This window comes from Sphingomonas sp. Leaf343 (genome assembly GCF_001423765.1).
Taxonomy (GTDB): Bacteria; Pseudomonadota; Alphaproteobacteria; order Sphingomonadales; family Sphingomonadaceae; genus Sphingomonas.
The window spans coordinates 855,821-872,121 of record NZ_LMPG01000001.1 but is presented as its reverse complement, the minus strand read 5'-3'; the positions used below and the strand labels follow the sequence as shown (position 1 = coordinate 872,121).

The following is a 16,301-nucleotide window of genomic DNA, read 5'->3' as shown; positions in this document are numbered from 1 at the left end:
CACCCTGCGTTTGCGACGATCCGATTGGGTAAACGCCTCGTACACCTCATCTTTACGTCATTCGGTATAGTTCGGAGCATCACATCACCGATGACGGACCGCGGTTTACCCGCCGCTGTCCCTCGCCATCGTTGAAAGGACGCGCTCTTGAATATCGCCTCGCACGGCTGGCACGGCAGCGCCTGGGAGATGCTCGTGCGTCTGGGCGATGCCGATGGCAGCGCCACGCACGCGCATGTCCACCGCCTCGCCGATCCGCGCTCGTCGCACCGCGACCTCGCGGATGCGGTCCATGCGCTGTGCGCGGTTCACGGCCGCCATCCCGGCCTGATCGATGCGGCACTCTTCCACGGCGCGCAGGCGGACGCCTATCCGTGGCTGGATGCGGTCGCCGCCGGCTTCGCGGAGGAACGCGCGCTGCTGGCGCAGATTGCCGCCGCCGCCGGCCCCTTGCCGTCCACTCCCGGTCAGGCCGAGACAGAAGCCGCCTTGGTCGGCGTCCGGCACGCTATCGAGATGCTCGCCGGCTCCGACCGCACCGGCTGCGCCACCGGAGCCGCGGCGATGCTCGCGATCGACTGGCTGACGATCCGCAGCGTCCTCGCCCGCGCCGCCGACCGGTTCGGCGTGCCGCTTCCCGTCACGTCGCTGCCGTCCCAGGCGGAAACGGCGACCGCGATCGTCGACCTCGGCGGATCGCCCGCCATCGAACGCGCGATGAACTTCGGCGGGCGTCAGTTGCTTGCCCAGCATCGCGGCCTGTGGGATCTGCTCGAAGCGCGCTCCAGCGCAAGGGGTTAGACCGCACCGAGCCTTGCGCGGCGACCGCCGATCCGCCACTCCTCCGCGCATGGATCGTTTCGAAGGCACCGCCGCCTATGTCGCGACCGACGACCTGAAGGTCGCGGTCAACGCCGCCGTCCGGCTGCGCCGCCCGCTGCTGGTGAAGGGCGAACCCGGCACCGGCAAGACCGTCCTCGCCTATGAGATCGCGAAGGCCGCCAACGCCGAACTGATCGAATGGAACGTCAAATCCACGACCAAGGCCCAGCAGGGTCTGTACGAATATGACGCCGTCGCCCGCCTGCGCGACGGCCAGCTCGGCGACGAACGCGTCCACGACATCAGGAACTACATCCGCAAGGGCAAATTGTGGGAAGCGTTCACCCGTCCCTCCCCGCCCGTCCTGCTGATCGACGAGATCGACAAGGCCGATATCGAGTTCCCCAACGACCTGCTCCAGGAACTCGATCGCATGGAGTTCCACGTCTACGAGACGAAGGAGACGGTTCGCGCGGTCGAACGGCCGATCGTCGTCATCACCAGCAACAACGAAAAGGAATTGCCCGACGCGTTCCTCCGCCGCTGCTTCTTCCACTACATTAAATTTCCCGATCGCCAGACGATGCAGGCGATCGTCGACGTCCACTTTCCGGGTATCCAGCGGATGCTCGTGTCGAAGGCGATGGACATCTTCTACGACGTCCGCGACGTTCCCGGGCTGAAGAAGAAGCCCTCGACCAGCGAACTGCTCGACTGGCTGAAACTGCTGCTGCACGAGGACATGCCCCTCGACATCCTCCAGAACCGCGACCCGACCAAGGCCATCCCGCCCCTCCACGGCGCGCTCCTGAAAAACGAACAGGACGTGATGCTGTTCGAACGCCTGGCCTTCATGGCCAAGCGCCAACAGAACCGGTCGTAATGGTTGCAATCGACGGCGTGCTGATCGTCAACCCCGGCAGCCTGGGCATGCCCTGCTACCGGGATCGCGGTAGAATCCCGCATGTCATGGAGGCAGGCAGCCCGCTGGCGCGCTATGCGATCGTCCAGCGTAGCAGAACGGGTTGGTCGGCCGAGCTGCACGGGGTGCCCTATGACTATGGCGTGGCTGCTCGACAGGCGGAGGCATTTGGCTTTCCTGCCTTCGCTCATGCTGCGCGAACCGGCCGCTTGATGACCGCCTGATCCATTCCCATTGGGAAGAGATAGCGGGCCAGTCGCCTGAAGCGATGCTCCGAGAAGCATCGGGTGCTCCTCTTTTCCCAAAATCTGTTCCCGATTGCTCTTTTCCGAAATGGCCGGTCGCAGACGGAGAAACGAGAAAGGTTGCGCTCGACGGATGACCTTATCGGAAGCCCGGATCGCCAGCCTGAACGTCCGGATGTGGGCGATCGAAGCTCGACCTCGTCCGCCGATCGCGATCGCTGTCCTACATGGCGCCGATCAGCTACGTCGATCCGGCAGCGGCCGACGCATAGCCGCCGCCCGCTCTTTCTCGTCGTTGATCCCTCCACCGGTCTCGCTGGCGATGTGGCGAATGGTCCCACGTCATGGCGATATGCCGTGACCTTCGGGACCTTTCGCAGCGTTTCGGCTCGCAGCGTTTCGGCGAGAGCTACGCGGCATCCCGATAGGCGATCTCGAAATTGCCCCAGCGCCGGCCGTTGACACGGATCGGCACCCACACGTTGCGCAGGACCGTCGCCGTTTCGCCCCGGTCGAAACGGTACACGCCCATCATGAACGCTGCCTCGCTCCTGATCGCGCGCGCGGTCGGCGCGTCGAGGATGACCATGCGGTTGCGGCAATTCGCCAGATTCCAGCCCGCATCACCCGGCCGCGGCGTTCGCGAGAAGCGACTGGTGTGCGTCGGGAGATAGCCGTTCACGTCCGAGCACACGACGCTGACGATCCGCGCATCGCCGGCGGCGATCCGGTCGAGCAATGGCCGCAAGGCCGCATCGGCGAAGCTGGAGAAATGCGTATCGTACCGCGGCGGGTCGGACCCCGCGATCGGCCGATACTGCGTGTCGAACACGGCCTCGATCGACAATTCCCGCCCCTTCAGCGCCCGTTCGATGATCGCTGTGGCCTCCGCCGCGCCTGCCAGCGTCGTGTCCACGAACCGCTGGTCATCGACCGCCAGCCCGGAATGGACGATGCGATCGAACATGCCGTTGGCAACGAGTTCGACCTCCTCGACCTTGGCGCGCGCCTCGTCGAGCAGGTCTTCGGCGGCATGCGCCTCGTCGGCAAAGGTCGCGAGTTGCGACCGGACGCCGCTGGCTTCGGCATGGATGCTGCGCGCGGCGACGGCGATCCCTTCGTTGTGGATATCGACCTCGCAGACGATCTCCAGCACCTCGCGGCTCGTATCCTGCACCGCGACGAAGGTCGACCGTGCGGCGTTCGCCTGCGCGACACCCGCGACGATATCCCCGGCCAGCGCCGTCGCCTCCTGATCCAGCGACGCGACCGTGCGGCCGATCTCGTTGACCGCGACGCGCGTATCCTGCGCCAGCTTGTTGACCTCGTCCGCCACCACCGCGAACGTCGCGCCGGTTTCACCCGCCCGCTGCGCCTCGATCGCGGCGTTCAGCGCCAGCATCCGCGTCGTGCGCGTGATCGTCTCGATCGATGCGGCGACGCCGCGCACCTGTTCCATCGCAGCGGCGAACGCCGTGACCTGCAATCCCATCCGCGACACCAGATCGGTCAGCGCCGCGAACTCGCCGATCGCCCCGTCGATCAGTGTCGATCCGGCGTCCAGCTTCTTGCGCGCCGTCGCCGACAGCGTGCGCGCCAGCCCGCTCGCCCGCGCGGCCTCGTCCTGCCGCGCCTCCAGCCCGCGGATGATCGCCTCGATCGACTCGAGGTTACTCAGCTGCCGCGCCACGCCCGCGGACGTGCCCGCGATCGCATCCACCGCCTCCATGCAGCCGACCGCAAGGTTGCCGCACGCCGTCGCGACGCTGGCGATGTGATCGCCGGCATCGGGCGATGCTGCAGGCAGGAGAGAGCGTGTGGCCATTACGGTCCCCTAGACACCGGCAGTCGTTGCGATCGCGTTAAGCAACTTGAATCGGTGATCCGATGCGCAAATCTTAAGATTCTGTTTACCATTTCGGGCATAGCCTTCGACGATGCGCCGCGCCCGACTCACCAGCCGCCGCCCCGGCCGCTTCCTTGCGGCGACGCTGCTGGTCGTCGCATCCGCGATCACCGCATGGCCGGCGCAGGCGAAATCGCTGCTCGATTATGTCGGCCAGTGCGTGCCCTTCGCCCGTGCGGCATCGGGCATCCAGATCTATGGCGATGCGTGGACATGGTGGGATCAGGCGGATGGCCGGTACGATCGCGGCCACCGCCCGAAGGTCGGCTCAGTCATCGTCTTCGCGAAGACCAGCCGGCTTCGTCTGGGCCATGTCGCCGTCGTCAGCCGCATCGTCGAACGGCGCGTATTGATGCTCACCCACGCCAACTGGTCCCGCCAGAACGGCGAACGCGGCCATGCCGAACAGGATGTTACGCTGTACGACGTGTCGCCCGCCAACGACTGGTCCAGCGTCAAGGTCTGGTTCCGCGATTCGGACGGGCTCGGCGGCGGCATCTATCCGGTCGAGGGTTTCATTTACGGCAAGGGGCGGACGGCCACCGAACTGACCGGGCGCGATCCTGATTTCGTCGGCGCGCTGATCGACGCCTACGTGCCCGACGCCGGGCGCTAGCTTGCCGCGCGGACCGCGCGGGCGCATGATCGTCCGCGATGTTCCTCACCTTCCTCGACGAGCTGCGCAGCGCCGGCATCCCTGCCAGCCTCAAGGAGCATCTGCTCCTGCTGGAGGCGCTCGATGCCGACGTGATCGATCGCACGCCGGAGGATTTCTACTATCTCGCCCGCGCGACCTACGTGAAGGATGAAGGACTGCTCGACCGCTTCGATCAGGTGTTCGCCAAGGTCTTTCGCGGTCTCTCCTCCAGCTATGGGCAGCAACCCGCCGACATTCCTTCCGACTGGCTGAAGGCGGTCGCCGAACAGTTCCTGACCCCGGAGGAAATGGAGCGCGTGCGATCGCTCGGCAACTGGGACGAGATCATGGAGACGCTGAAAAAGCGGCTGGAGGAGCAGCACGCCCGGCATCAGGGCGGCAACAAGTGGATCGGAACCGGCGGCACCAGCCCGTTCGGCAATGGCGGCTATAATCCGGAGGGTGTCCGCATCGGCGGCGAGTCCGGGCACGGTCGCGCGTTGAAGGTCTGGGACCAGCGCGAGTTCCGCAACCTCGATTCAACCCGCGAACTCGGCACGCGCAACATCAAGGTCGCACTCCGCCGCCTCCGCCGCTTCGCCCGCGAAGGCGCGGCGGACGAACTGGATATCGACGGCACGATCGACGGTACCGCGCGGCAGGGCTGGCTGGACGTTCGCATGCGGCCCGAGCGGCGCAATGCGGTCAAGCTGTTGCTGTTTCTCGACGTCGGTGGCTCGATGGACCCGTTCGTCACGCTGTGCGAGGAACTGTTCTCCGCCGCCACGTCCGAGTTCAGGAACCTCGAATTCTTCTACTTCCACAATTGCCCGTACGAGGGCGTGTGGAAGGACAATCGCCGCCGCTTCGCCGAACGCACGCCGATGTGGGACGTGCTGCACAAATACGGCCATGACTATAAATGCGTGTTCGTCGGCGACGCGTCGATGAGTCCGTACGAGATCACCCACCCCGGCGGTTCGGTCGAACACATGAACGAGGAGGCGGGCGCAGTATGGCTCCACCGCCTGATCTCCACCTATCCCGCCTCGATCTGGCTCAACCCGCTGCCGCAGGAACATTGGGGCTACACGCAATCGATCCGTATCGTCCGGGAGATCATGGCGGACCGCATGTATCCCCTCACCATCACCGGTCTCGATGACGCGACGCGCGAGCTGACGCGGAAACGATAGCGCCGGCCGGCAACACACCGTTCCACGGCCACGCATTCTGTGGTAGATCGATGGACGTTGGAGACAGACGATGCGCCTGATGATCGCGACCGCCCTGATCCTTGGGCCCGCCACGGCCACCGTGGCGCAAACGGCGAACGATCCGGCCAGGTCACGCCAGCATTGCAAACCGGGTACGACGATGGCCAGCCGGTCGGCGCCACGCGCCGGCGTCCAGCGTCTCGACCGGATGCCACCGGCGACGGTCTTCCGTACTGTCTATCGCGAGGTCGACGGATGCCCCACGCCGGTCACGCTGCGCACCGGGATCGGCAACCCGACCGCGCCGCCGACCGGACGCTGAGCAGAGGTCAGGCGCTCAACGCCTCGATCTTGCGCGTGTAACTCTCCACCAGCCGCAGACGGCGCTCGCGCGCCTCGGCCGTCAGCGCGCGTTCGGCGGCGGCGCGTTCGATCGTCAGGCGGCGCAGGTAGTAGCGCAGGTCGGATTCCATCGGGTCTGTCCCTTCCCCGGATTCGCTCATGTCCCCGTCCTACTCCCGAGCCGCATCGAGTCTACCGCGTCGGCAGGCGTCACGCGATCACCCGGTCGTCATGCGCGGTGGATCACGCCACCGGTCATCGGCACCGGCACTCCGGTCGTACCCGGGAAGCTGATCGGCAGGTTTTTCAATGTCCTGACGGCCATATAGGCGAAACCCTCCGCCTCGACACCGTCGCCGTTCCAGCCCAGCGAGTCGCCCGGCTCAGCCGCCAACCCGCAGCGTTCGGCGATCATCGCCAGCATCGTCATATTATGCCGCCCGCCGCCGACCACCAGCAACCGTCGCGGCCGCTCCGGCAATTGCAGCAGCGCCAGTGCGACGGTCTCCGCCGTAAACGCGGTCAACGTCGCCGCCCCGTCCGCCGCGCCCAGCCCGCGCGCCGGCTGGATCGTGAAGTCGCTACGGTCCAGCGACTTGGGCGGCGCCGCGTCGAAGAACGGGTTGTCCAGCATCGCGGTCAGCACGCTCTCGTCGACACGGCCTCCCGCCGCCAGTGCACCCCCGGCATCATAGCGCGCGCCGGTCACTTCCTCGACCCAGCTGTCGATCAGCCCGTTCGCCGGACCGGTATCGAACGCCACCAATGCGCCGTCCGCACCGACGAACGTGATGTTCCCGACGCCGCCGAGATTCAGCACCGCGAGCGGCCGCTCCAGCCCCGCCACCAGCGCCGCGTGATAGACCGGCAGCAGCGGCGCGCCCTGCCCGCCCGCCGCGACATCGGCGCTGCGAAAATCCGCCACCGTCGTGATGCCGGTCGCTGCCGCCAGCGCCGCACCGTCGCCGAGTTGCCACGTCCAGCCACGATCGGGCCGATGCGCCACCGTCTGTCCGTGCAGGCCGACCACGCCGACCTCCTCCGCCGCGACCCCGGCATCGCGCAGCAGCGTCCCCACCGCCAGAGCATGAGTCCGCGTCACCAGCTCCGTCGCCGCGATCATCGGCCGGCTCATCTGCGGCCGGTCATAGGTCAGCGCGATCCGCGTCGCCTCCGCCAGTTCGCTGCGGGCGGCATCGGAATACGCCTCGCCCCGGAACGCGACCGGCCGCGCGACGCCCTCGCCATCGGTTTCGATCAGCGCCGCGTCGATCCCGTCGAGCGAGGTTCCGGACATGAGGCCGATGGCTAGCATGACCGCCCTTCTACCCGCGCCCGCCGCCTCGTCCAGCACCGCTCGCCGCACACTCCGCCCGACACTGGCAAAATCGCGTCCGATCGCCTATGTGGCGGCGATCCCATGGCAACCAAACTCCCCTCCCCGCCGCGCGTCGGCATGGTCTCGCTCGGCTGTCCCAAGAACCTGGTCGACAGCGAACGCATCCTGACCCAGTTGCGCGCCGATGGCTATCAGATGTCCGCCGACTATGCCGGCGCCGACGTGGTCCTCGTGAATACCTGCGGCTTTCTCGATTCCGCCAAGGAAGAAAGCCTCGAAGCGATCGGCGAGGCCATCGCCGAAAACGGCCGCGTCATTGTGACGGGCTGCATGGGCAAGGAGGCGGACGTCATCCGCGCCCGCTTCCCTCAGGTGCTCGCCGTCACCGGCGCGCATCAGTACGAACAGGTGGTCGAGGCGGTGCACGAGGCCGCGCCCGCGAACCTGTCGCCCTATATCGATCTGATCCCCGACGCCGGCCTGAAGCTGACGCCGCGGCACTACAGTTATCTGAAGATCTCGGAAGGCTGCAATCACCGCTGCTCCTTCTGCATCATCCCCAGCCTGCGCGGCGATCTCGTCAGCCGTCGCCCCGACGCGATCCTGCGCGAAGCAGAAAAGCTGGTCGCGGCCGGCACGCGCGAGCTGCTCGTCATCAGCCAGGACACGTCGGCCTACGGCATCGACATCCGCAAGGAGCCGCGCGCGTGGAAGGGGCGCGAGGTCGTGCCGCACATGACCGATCTCGCCCGCGAACTCGGACGCATCGCACCGTGGGTCCGCCTCCACTACGTCTACCCCTATCCCCACGTCGATCAGGTCATCCCGCTGATGGCCGAGGGGCTGGTCCTCCCCTATCTCGACATCCCGTTCCAGCACGCCGCCCCGTCGGTGCTGAAGCGGATGAAGCGCCCCGGCAACGACGCCAAGGTGCTGCAGCGTATCCACCAGTGGCGCGACATCTGCCCGGACCTCGCGATCCGCTCGACCTTCGTCGTCGGCTTCCCCGGCGAGACGGAGGCCGATTTCCAGTACCTGCTCGACTGGCTCGATGAGGCGCAACTCGACCGCGTCGGTGCGTTCCGCTTCGAACCCGTGGAGGGTGCGACCGCCAACGCGCTGCCCGACCATGTGCCGGAGGAGCTGAAGGAAGAACGCTACGCCCGCATCATGGAAAAGACCGCCGCCATTTCCGCCGCCAAACTTGCCGCCAAGGTCGGCCGCACGCTGGCGGTGATCGTCGATGCGGTCGATGACGAAGGCGGCGCGACCGGCCGCTCCACCGCCGACGCCCCGGAGATCGACGGCGAGGTGTTCCTGCGCGATGCCGGGCATCTGACGGTCGGCGACATCGTGCCGGTCACGATCGAGGACGCGGACGAGCACGATCTGTACGGAGTACCCGCCGCGGCGAATTGACGCGGGCGAGCGACCTCGATGCGGAGGATGGCAGCGACAGCCTCCGCTCTGGCACCAGGCAATCTCCACCGGTTCCCACCCCGGCGGAGGCCGGGTCCAGCCGCCGCCCACCCGGCGTGGCAACATCCCACCCGCAAAGCGTTACCCCGCCATGACCGACGGCCTTCCCAAACCGCGCCGCTTCCTCGCCATCGCGGCAGTGTCGGCGGGCACCGCACTGGTCGTCATCGACGGTGCGATCGCCACCGTGGCTCTACCGACGATCGCGCGCGATCTGGGCGTCGACAGCTCCGCCGCCGTCGCAGTCGTCACCGTCTACCAGCTCGTCCTCGTCATGACGCTGCTGCCCTTTTCCGGGCTCGGCGACCGGATCGGGCTCAAAAAGCTCTATCAGGCCGGTCAGGCGGTCTTCACCATCGCCACGATCCTGTGCTTCTTCGCGAAGAGCCTGCCCTTCCTGCTGATCGTCCGCGCCGCGCAGGCGCTGGGCGCGGCGGCCGCGCTCAGCGTGTCGTCGGCGCTGCTGCGGTCGATCTATCCGGCCAGGCAGCTCGGTCGCGGGCTCGGCATCAACTCGGTCGTGGTATCGAGTTCGGCCGCCTTCGCACCGACCCTCGGCGGCCTCGTCCTTGCCGTCGCGCCATGGCCGTGGGTGTTCGCCAGCGCGGTGCCGTTCGCGATCCTCAGCCTGATCCTCGGCCGGTCGCTCCCCGATCCTACACCGCGCACCGAGCCGTTCGACGTCCTCGGCGCAGTCATGTGCGCGGCGATGTTCGGCCTCGTCATCGGCGGACTGGAAACGGCGGTGCACGGCGACAGCCCGATCGTCTCCGGCGCGATCGTCCTCGTCGGGATGATCGTCGGCGTCCTGTTCATTCGCCGCGAACGGGGGGAAGCCGCGCCGATCCTGCCCGTCGACCTGTTGCGGCGGCCCGTGCTGGCCCTGTCCTCGATGGGGGCGTTCACCGCCTTCGTCGCGACGATGACCTTGCTGCTGTCGCTGCCGTTCCGCCTCCAGCACGGCTATGGTTTCGCTCCGTCGGAGGTCGGTGCGGCGATCGCGCCGTGGCCGCTGACGACCATGATCGTCGCGCCGCTCGCCGGCTGGCTGTCGGATCGCTATCCGGCGGGACTGCTCGGCGGCATCGGCATGGCGCTGGCGATCGTCGGTTTGCTCTCGCTGTCCTACCTTCCCGCCGAACCGGACTACTGGGCGATAGCGTGGCGCATGTCGCTGACCGGCGCGGGGTTCGGCATGTTCCTGTCGCCCAACGCCCGCCTCATCATCGGCAGCGCCCCGCGCGAGCGGGCGGCGGCGGCAGGCGGCCTGATCTCCACCACGCGCATGGTCGGCCAGACCACCGGCGCGACGCTGGTCGCCGCGCTGCTCGCGGTCGGGCTGGGGTCTGGCGGCGGGCCAGCCCTGATCGCCGCCGGCCTCGCCGCCGTGGCGGGCATTTGCAGCCTCGCCCGCCTCAACCCCGCCATCCGCAATCCGCCGCGCGACGAGGCCGCCGACGCCCAACCCGGCGCACAGGTGAGTTGAGCCTTCGCGGCCTCAGAACACCGCCCGCGCCGTCTTCTCCCCCAGCATCTCCCGCCGCAGCAGCGGGATTGGCGGTCCGCCGAAACTCAACAGCCGGTCGTGGAACGCCTTCCACGCCTTTCGTCCACCATGCCGCGCAGTCCAGTCCGTCCGCAAGCGCCGGATTAGCAGCTTGCCCATCGTGTAGTTCAGATACGCCGGATCGTATGTCCCCCGCGCGGATTGCTGCCGCGCCATGCCCTCGTCCTGATAGCATTGCTCGACGAACATCCGTCGCGACTGCTCCTGCGTCATCCCCCGCGCGTGCAGCCCGATTGCCGACAGGTATCGACAATTCCGCAGCAACGCATTGGCAAGCTGGCCGATATGCACCGCCGGATCGCCCGCGCCGTACCCCGCCTCCCACATCATCTCCTCGGCATAATGCGCCCAGCCCTCCGCGAACGCATAGCCGACGAACAGCCTTCCGAAGAGCGACGGCGAGCGGTTCGCGTGCAGGAACTGCACGAAATGTCCCGGCATCACCTCGTGGATCGACGTGAACAGCAGATTGTCCTTGCCCGGCACGAACGCATCGCGCGTCGCCTGATCCCACGCTGGATCGGGCGGCGAGATGTAGTAGACCGACGGCAGACCCGTATCGAACGGCCCCGGCGGATCGATATAGGCCAGGTTCTGGCGGTTATAGGGCGGGCTCTCCTCGACCAGCGCCTGTTCCGTGCCCGGGATGCTGACGATATCCCTGGCGATCACAAACGCGCGCAATGTCGGGATCTGCCGTCGCGCCTCTGCCACCGGACCGTCGGCAGGCTTCACCGCATTCATCTTCGCGACGCATGCGGGCACCGTCGCGCCGGCCGCATAGAGCTTGCACGCCGCCACCAATGCCGCGCGATTGCGCGCGAGATCGGCTCGCCCCGCTGCCTCCAGCGCATCGAGCGACGTGTCGACGCCCTCGGTCGCACGCAGCATCCGCGTGAACCGCGCCGCGCCCAGTGCATAGCCGTCCGCCGGCGCACTCGCCTTCAGCTGCTTCATCCAGCGGCCGAGATCACGCATCGCCGCGCTCGCGTCCCGCGCCGCCTCGCGCAGGTCCGCCTGAGCGCCCGCATCCTTCACACCCGCGAACGCGGCGATCAGGTCGCCGCTGTAATAGTCCGCGAACCCGTCGAACCCCGCCTGCCCGTAAACGACGAAGCTGGCCGGCATCGGCGTCTTCAAGTTCGCCCGGATCTGCGCCGCCGCCGTCGGCACCGCGCGCAGGAAGAGCGTCGCCGCCTTCATCCGCACCGCCGGCTCGGCATAATTGCGCGCGATATAGACGTTCGGGTCCAGCCCGTTACCGACATACCAGGCCGGGTTGGCATGCGGGGAATCGGCGTCGACCAGCCAGAACAGACGGCCCTCGGCGGTCTGGATCAGGTAATCGCGTTCGAACCGGTCCTGCGCGCTCATCCCCTGCGACGGGATCGCCCGCGCCCTGGTGATGGCGGTGCGAAGGAAATCCGCCTGCCGCTGCAAACCCGCCTCGCTCCAGTCGGGCAATTGCCCGTCGAAGTCGTGCCGCCCCTGATAGACCGCCGCGGCAGGATCGAGCCGGAACAATCCCTCGATATAGCCGTCGCGGAACGTCGCCCACTGGCCCTGCGCCGCCCCCACCTTCACCGGAGCCTCTGCCTTTGGACCCCCTTGCGGTGCAGCGCCGGTCAACGCCATCAGCATCGCGGCCGTCCCGGCCAGCGTTGTGCGCTTCGTCATGCAACCCCCTTGATTCGTGTCGCGGCGATGCTGGCACGACCCGCCGCGCAGGACAAATGGGCCATGGCCCAAGACGAAGGGCGCGCCGGAACGCCCGACCCCAACGCACGTTACCGGCCACGACCCATCAGGAGTTCACCATGCCCTATATCAAGACCCGCGACGGCACCGATCTCTACGTCAAGGATTGGGGCGCCGGCCGTCCCGTCATCCTCACGCATGGCTGGCCGCTGAATGCCGACAGTTGGGACGCTCAGGCGATGGCGCTGGCCGATGCCGGCTTCCGGGCGATCGCGTACGACCGGCGCGGCTTCGGCCGCTCGGGCCAGCCGTGGAGCGGTTACGACTACGACACGCTCGCCGACGATCTGGCGGATGTGATGGAGGCAGCCGGCGCGGACAGCGACGCGACGATCGTCGGCTTCTCGATGGGCGGCGGCGAGATCGCGCGCTACATGAGCCGTCATGGCGGCAAGGGCGTGATCGCCGCCGGCCTCGTTGCGTCCGTCGTTCCCTACATGCTGAAGACCGACGACAATACCGATGGCGTCCCCGACGACACCTTCGCGCAGATGCGACAGGGGCTGGTCGAGGACCGTCCCAAATTCCTCCGTCACACCTTCATACCGGGCTTCTACGGCGTCGGCACCTTCTCGCATCCGGTCAGCGACGATGTCGTGGAATGGTCCGTGGGTATGGCGCTGCTCGCGGGATTGAAGTCGACCCTCGCCTGTCTGGACGCCTTCGCCTACACGGATTTTCGGCCCGATCTCGCGGCATTCCGCGTTCCGACGCTGATCGTGCACGGCACGGGTGATGCCACCGTCCCGATCGACACATCCGCCCGCGCCGCAGCGGTGGGCATTCCCGGCAGTCAGCTAGTCGAATATGACGGTGCGCCCCACGGCCTGAATGTCACGCACTCGGACCGGTTGAGCCAGGATCTCATCACCTTCCTCGGCCGCTAGAAAGGCGGCAACGTCGATCCCGTCCCAAATTTCGTTCAGGCGAAGCGGGACGGGCTAGGCCGCCATGCTCGACGCTCGGAAGTCCAAAGAACGCCCGGACCAGCAACATGAGCCTGTCACATCTATTACGCAGGCTGGCGGCCACTACCGACGAGGACGTGGCGCGACCTGCGCCCTGTGCGGCAGGGCGCTGGAAGCGCCAGTGATCCGCCACAGCTTTTGAAATGTTACATCCGCAACGCCGTTAAGTGGATCGAACAATGTGTACAACGCCACAGGGCGGGAGCACCGCTCCCGGCCCTGTTACGGAGTGAGATTCAGCGCGTCGCCATCATCGCCGGCGTCAGCCGCGACAGCCCGCGCTGTGCGATCTCATGCGAAGATACCGATTCGCCGGTCGGAAGCGACATCACCACCGCAGGACGGTCCAGCACTGCGGCATACAGGCCGCGCGCCGCATCCAGTCGTCCGGTCTGCCCATAGACGACCGCCAGATTGAGCATCAACTCGGGCCGTTCCGGAAAAATCCGGCGCTCCGCGAGCAGTCGCTGTTCGGCGCCCTTCAGGTCGCCAGTCGCAATGGCCCGATAGCCGGTGCGATCGGCCGCCATCACCGGCGTCGCGATTCCTGCCATCAGGCACGCCACAAGAATGGTCCGCATGGTCCGTCTCCTTTCATCGCCTCATCATTGAGGTTTCAGTTTTGTGACATTGGTATGTCACTTTCGTGAAACGACCGCAAGCGATTGTCGGTCCACGATCGGGACCGGAAAGAAGGAGCCGAATTCACGATATCGTAAAGATGTCAGCGGTCGGCGCGGTGCCGCGACATCGGCAAGCCGCGCGACGCCGAGGTTTTTGGCCAATGGCGTCTCGACAGTTGATTCGGCGTCGCCTTTGTCCAAAGACGACATACAAAGGCGCGTTCGGTGTTGTCAGCCGACAATCTAGCCAGCGATGATTTTAATAGGGTATAGAATATGTTACTGATCGAATCATAAATTACGCGATAACCTTTTATCTTTTACGTCACTCATCGCCAGTGACTCGCAGTTAACAACTGTACTATCTATATTGATACGCCGCAAAACAGAGCGCGGCAACCATGCTAAACTTATGGTGCACTTTCAACTCGTAAACTAACCAAGTTGACCGATGGAGCGGCGCCAAGTCGAAAAAACTTGTATTGAAGTTTACTTGGAGCGTGATGCCACCACGACCAGATTTACACGATCTTCTATCACCTCGGCCTGTGATCTCATCCGCTCGACCTGTTGAAAATCCGGAAAGGCGGCATGTCCCTCCACGGCGTCATGCTGGCCTTGCGGCTGTTTGCGGTGCGGCGCGTGCTGCGAATGTGCGACGATGTGGTCTTGGCGGCACCGTTCGGCCTGATCCTGATCCGGCTGACCAGCTTCGTGAACCGAGAACTCTGAGGGCCGGCTTCCCTGCCATGGGCGGTGATCTCTCCCTGCAGCTACGACCATATTCCGCGCATCCCAGCAGATGTACGAGGCGGCCTTGGAGGGCGGTCTGACCATGATGGTGCCGGTCTATCGGTTCTGGCGAACCGATGCCGGCTTCGACCCGGCCGACCTCGCCGGAACCGGCCTCACGGCCTATGGAACGGCGCGGTTCCCGCTCGATCGCACATTGGCTTGGAGGACCTGTGACGGGGCCTCGCCATGGGTTAAACGCTCAGCCTGCCGATGATCCTGATCGGCCTAGCCCTGTTGATCCGGTCGAGACGTGGGTCCGTCGTTTCAGGACCCGACGCGGCAATATCGTCCTGTCCTGAAGTCACCGGGATGGCGTCCCGCCAGCGACCGCCCGCCGCCCGTGATGCTCCAACAATCATCGCATCGCGTACCGAAGCGGCACCATCGGAACCCGTCCGGCCTGTTTCACTGATATGGCTCGGAAGGCCCTGGAAACGGGAGAAAATAGAATTCACGTTGACGTGAAGCGGACGGGTAGACGTACGCAGCGATCGCCCGCCGGCATCTGCCTGCGCGGCCGGATCGTCGCCCGCCAGAGCAGCTTTGCGACATTTCAGGCAATTGCCGGCTGACATCTCCCCGTTTCCGTCCGGGCTATAGAGGGAGCGAATCATCCGCATCCGGACAGAGACGTTGGCGCCGGTCGAAAGTCACGCTCCCGCCTTCCGCCGACAAAAAAAAGGCGGCCCCGAAGGACCGCCTCTACCTGCTCGAACGAGCCTGTCGCCGCCGCGGTCAACGCGGCGATGGGTCAGAAGTCGTTGCGATACTGCTCGTTGCCGATGAAGCCCAGCTTGGTGATCGCAGACCGCTTGATCGTCGCCAGCGTCCGGTCGACCGCTTCGTACCGCGCATCCGGCGCGGGCTGGAAGTGGAGTTCCGGCTCCGGGTTCATCCCCGCACTCTGGTCCAGATATTGGCGCAGCGTCACTTCGTCGACCGGTGAACCGTTCCACGCAGTCGTGCCGGCGGCGTCGATCGTGATCTTGTTCTTCTGCGCGTCGACCGGGTTCGGCTGGTTCTTGGAGTTCTGCGGCAGGTCGACCTTCACCGCATGCGTCTGGATCGGGATGGTGATGATGAACATGATCAGCAACACGAGCATGACGTCGATCAACGGCGTCGTGTTCATTTCCATCATCGGCTCGCCGTCGTCGCGGCCTGCACTCATTGCCATATGTTTATCCCTCGCTCGCGCGGATCAGATCGACGCACCGCCGCCGGGCGGCGGTTCGGAGATGAAGCCGACGCGGGCGAAGCCGGCCTGCTGCATCGTGTAGATGGTGCCGCCGATGCACCGGTACGGCGTATTCACGTCGCCGCGGATATGCGCTTCCGGCAGTTCCAGCCCGGCCGCGTTCACGCCGCCCTGACGATCGATCTCGATCTTCAGCTTGGACACCGCGCGCTCCAGCAGTTCCTCGTGACCGACCTTGGTCATGTTCCAGTAGACTTCGCATTCGCCGTTGTTCGACGTGACGGAGAGGTTGACGTTCTCCGGCTTGGTCGTGGTCGGGTCGAAGCGAACGTCGGGCAGCTTCAGCTTCACCGACTGCAGCACCACGGGCACCGCGATCAGGAAGATGATGAGGAGCACCAGCATGACGTCCACGAGGGGCGTCGTGTTGATGTCCGACAGCGGGGCGTCGTCGCCGCCTCCTCCGGTACTCATCGCCATGTC

The 16,301-nt window shown here is 66.1% G+C and carries 18 protein-coding genes; 10 read left to right on the top strand and 8 right to left on the bottom strand.

Annotated elements, in window-relative coordinates; genetic code table 11:
- The first annotated feature begins 147 nt into the window (after nt 1-147).
- From ASG07_RS03875 to ASG07_RS03865, 3 genes are read left to right on the top strand one after another with little or no spacing between them, the layout of a single operon-like run.
- Nucleotides 148-801 carry a DUF6975 family protein gene (locus ASG07_RS03875; protein ID WP_236694529.1) on the top strand — a complete coding sequence of 218 codons (654 nt, stop codon included), beginning with the start codon at nt 148-150 and terminating at the stop codon, nt 799-801.
- 49 nt (nt 802-850) lie between these two features.
- Nucleotides 851-1,705, top strand: a complete 855-nt coding sequence (locus ASG07_RS03870; RefSeq protein ID WP_055842360.1) for an AAA family ATPase — start codon at nt 851-853, stop codon at nt 1,703-1,705.
- The gene (locus ASG07_RS03865) at nt 1,705-1,968 is read left to right on the top strand and encodes a hypothetical protein (protein WP_055842357.1); all 264 of its coding nucleotides are present in this window, start codon (nt 1,705-1,707) and stop codon (nt 1,966-1,968) included. Before ASG07_RS03870 ends, ASG07_RS03865 begins: the two co-directional genes overlap by 1 nt.
- 430 nt (nt 1,969-2,398) lie before the next feature.
- Here ASG07_RS03865 and ASG07_RS03860 read toward each other — a convergent pair whose 3' ends face one another.
- Entirely contained in the window at nt 2,399-3,814 is a 1,416-nt protein-coding gene (locus ASG07_RS03860) for a methyl-accepting chemotaxis protein (protein WP_055842354.1), read from the bottom strand.
- 112 nt (nt 3,815-3,926) lie between these two features.
- Between ASG07_RS03860 and ASG07_RS03855 the strand changes: the two genes are divergently transcribed.
- The 3 genes from ASG07_RS03855 to ASG07_RS03845 all read left to right on the top strand — a co-directional run bounded on the left by ASG07_RS03855 (nt 3,927) and on the right by ASG07_RS03845 (nt 6,071).
- Nucleotides 3,927-4,511 carry a CHAP domain-containing protein gene (locus ASG07_RS03855; RefSeq protein WP_055842351.1) on the top strand — a complete coding sequence of 195 codons (585 nt, stop codon included), beginning with the start codon at nt 3,927-3,929 and terminating at the stop codon, nt 4,509-4,511.
- 38 nt (nt 4,512-4,549) lie between these two features.
- Nucleotides 4,550-5,728: a vWA domain-containing protein gene (locus ASG07_RS03850; RefSeq protein ID WP_055842348.1), complete on the top strand. Its 1,179-nt coding sequence runs from the start codon at nt 4,550-4,552 to the stop codon at nt 5,726-5,728.
- 70 nt (nt 5,729-5,798) lie between these two features.
- A complete protein-coding gene (locus ASG07_RS03845; RefSeq protein WP_055842345.1) occupies nt 5,799-6,071 on the top strand; it encodes a hypothetical protein in 273 nt (90 codons plus the stop codon).
- 7 nt (nt 6,072-6,078) lie between these two features.
- Here the strand turns inward: ASG07_RS03845 and ASG07_RS17150 are convergent, their stop codons facing one another.
- Entirely contained in the window at nt 6,079-6,252 is a 174-nt protein-coding gene (locus ASG07_RS17150) for a hypothetical protein (protein ID WP_156361715.1), read from the bottom strand.
- 68 nt (nt 6,253-6,320) lie between these two features.
- Complete coding sequence (locus tag ASG07_RS03840; RefSeq protein WP_055842988.1) at nt 6,321-7,406, bottom strand: anhydro-N-acetylmuramic acid kinase; 1,086 nt, start codon at nt 7,404-7,406, stop codon at nt 6,321-6,323.
- 105 nt (nt 7,407-7,511) lie between these two features.
- Here ASG07_RS03840 and rimO point away from each other — a divergent pair, with 105 nt between their 5' ends.
- Both rimO and ASG07_RS03830 read left to right on the top strand, forming a co-directional pair.
- Complete coding sequence (rimO, locus tag ASG07_RS03835; protein ID WP_055842342.1) at nt 7,512-8,849, top strand: 30S ribosomal protein S12 methylthiotransferase RimO; 1,338 nt, start codon at nt 7,512-7,514, stop codon at nt 8,847-8,849.
- 151 nt (nt 8,850-9,000) lie between these two features.
- Nucleotides 9,001-10,395 (top strand): MFS transporter, encoded by a 1,395-nt coding sequence (locus ASG07_RS03830; RefSeq protein WP_055842338.1) that lies wholly within the window; start codon nt 9,001-9,003, stop codon nt 10,393-10,395.
- 12 nt (nt 10,396-10,407) lie between these two features.
- Here ASG07_RS03830 and ASG07_RS03825 read toward each other — a convergent pair whose 3' ends face one another.
- Complete coding sequence (locus tag ASG07_RS03825) at nt 10,408-12,153, bottom strand: DUF885 domain-containing protein (RefSeq protein ID WP_156361714.1); 1,746 nt, start codon at nt 12,151-12,153, stop codon at nt 10,408-10,410.
- A gap of 140 nt (nt 12,154-12,293) precedes the next feature.
- Here ASG07_RS03825 and ASG07_RS03820 point away from each other — a divergent pair, with 140 nt between their 5' ends.
- Nucleotides 12,294-13,121 (top strand): alpha/beta fold hydrolase, encoded by an 828-nt coding sequence (locus tag ASG07_RS03820; protein WP_055842336.1) that lies wholly within the window; start codon nt 12,294-12,296, stop codon nt 13,119-13,121.
- 317 nt (nt 13,122-13,438) lie between these two features.
- On the opposite strand, the gene ASG07_RS03815 is transcribed toward ASG07_RS03820, so the two are convergent.
- Nucleotides 13,439-13,783: a tetratricopeptide repeat protein gene (locus tag ASG07_RS03815; protein ID WP_055842333.1), complete on the bottom strand. Its 345-nt coding sequence runs from the start codon at nt 13,781-13,783 to the stop codon at nt 13,439-13,441.
- Nucleotides 13,784-13,840: 57 nt separating this feature from the next.
- On the bottom strand, nt 13,841-14,035 hold the full coding sequence (locus ASG07_RS17770) for a hypothetical protein (RefSeq protein ID WP_236694527.1): 195 nt from the start codon (nt 14,033-14,035) through the stop codon (nt 13,841-13,843).
- A 357-nt stretch (nt 14,036-14,392) separates the two neighbouring features.
- Between ASG07_RS17770 and ASG07_RS16800 the strand changes: the two genes are divergently transcribed.
- Nucleotides 14,393-14,557: a prolipoprotein diacylglyceryl transferase family protein gene (locus ASG07_RS16800; RefSeq protein WP_269082621.1), complete on the top strand. Its 165-nt coding sequence runs from the start codon at nt 14,393-14,395 to the stop codon at nt 14,555-14,557.
- Between the two features lie 814 nt (nt 14,558-15,371).
- On the opposite strand, the gene ASG07_RS03805 is transcribed toward ASG07_RS16800, so the two are convergent.
- Together ASG07_RS03805 and ASG07_RS03800 are read right to left on the bottom strand one after the other, a co-directional pair.
- Nucleotides 15,372-15,797 (bottom strand): ExbD/TolR family protein, encoded by a 426-nt coding sequence (locus tag ASG07_RS03805; protein WP_055842327.1) that lies wholly within the window; start codon nt 15,795-15,797, stop codon nt 15,372-15,374.
- 24 nt (nt 15,798-15,821) lie between these two features.
- Entirely contained in the window at nt 15,822-16,298 is a 477-nt protein-coding gene (locus tag ASG07_RS03800) for an ExbD/TolR family protein (RefSeq protein WP_055842324.1), read from the bottom strand.
- Nucleotides 16,299-16,301 lie beyond the last annotated feature (3 nt).

Excerpts from the sequence above, each read along its gene's own strand:
- ASG07_RS03870 (WP_055842360.1), top strand. The coding sequence starts at position 851 with ATGGATCGTTTCGAAGGCACCGCCGCCTATGTCGCGACCGACGACCTG.
- ASG07_RS03865 (WP_055842357.1), top strand. The coding sequence starts at position 1,705 with ATGGTTGCAATCGACGGCGTGCTGATCGTCAACCCCGGCAGCCTGGGC.
- ASG07_RS03860 (WP_055842354.1), bottom strand. The coding sequence starts at position 3,814 with ATGGCCACACGCTCTCTCCTGCCTGCAGCATCGCCCGATGCCGGCGAT.
- ASG07_RS03855 (WP_055842351.1), top strand. The coding sequence starts at position 3,927 with ATGCGCCGCGCCCGACTCACCAGCCGCCGCCCCGGCCGCTTCCTTGCG.
- ASG07_RS03850 (WP_055842348.1), top strand. The coding sequence starts at position 4,550 with ATGTTCCTCACCTTCCTCGACGAGCTGCGCAGCGCCGGCATCCCTGCC.
- ASG07_RS03845 (WP_055842345.1), top strand. The coding sequence starts at position 5,799 with ATGCGCCTGATGATCGCGACCGCCCTGATCCTTGGGCCCGCCACGGCC.
- ASG07_RS17150 (WP_156361715.1), bottom strand. The coding sequence starts at position 6,252 with ATGAGCGAATCCGGGGAAGGGACAGACCCGATGGAATCCGACCTGCGC.
- ASG07_RS03840 (WP_055842988.1), bottom strand. The coding sequence starts at position 7,406 with ATGCTAGCCATCGGCCTCATGTCCGGAACCTCGCTCGACGGGATCGAC.
- rimO (WP_055842342.1), top strand. The coding sequence starts at position 7,512 with ATGGCAACCAAACTCCCCTCCCCGCCGCGCGTCGGCATGGTCTCGCTC.
- ASG07_RS03830 (WP_055842338.1), top strand. The coding sequence starts at position 9,001 with ATGACCGACGGCCTTCCCAAACCGCGCCGCTTCCTCGCCATCGCGGCA.
- ASG07_RS03825 (WP_156361714.1), bottom strand. The coding sequence starts at position 12,153 with ATGACGAAGCGCACAACGCTGGCCGGGACGGCCGCGATGCTGATGGCG.
- ASG07_RS03820 (WP_055842336.1), top strand. The coding sequence starts at position 12,294 with ATGCCCTATATCAAGACCCGCGACGGCACCGATCTCTACGTCAAGGAT.
- ASG07_RS03815 (WP_055842333.1), bottom strand. The coding sequence starts at position 13,783 with ATGCGGACCATTCTTGTGGCGTGCCTGATGGCAGGAATCGCGACGCCG.
- ASG07_RS17770 (WP_236694527.1), bottom strand. The coding sequence starts at position 14,035 with ATGTCGTCTTTGGACAAAGGCGACGCCGAATCAACTGTCGAGACGCCA.
- ASG07_RS03805 (WP_055842327.1), bottom strand. The coding sequence starts at position 15,797 with ATGGCAATGAGTGCAGGCCGCGACGACGGCGAGCCGATGATGGAAATG.
- ASG07_RS03800 (WP_055842324.1), bottom strand. The coding sequence starts at position 16,298 with ATGGCGATGAGTACCGGAGGAGGCGGCGACGACGCCCCGCTGTCGGAC.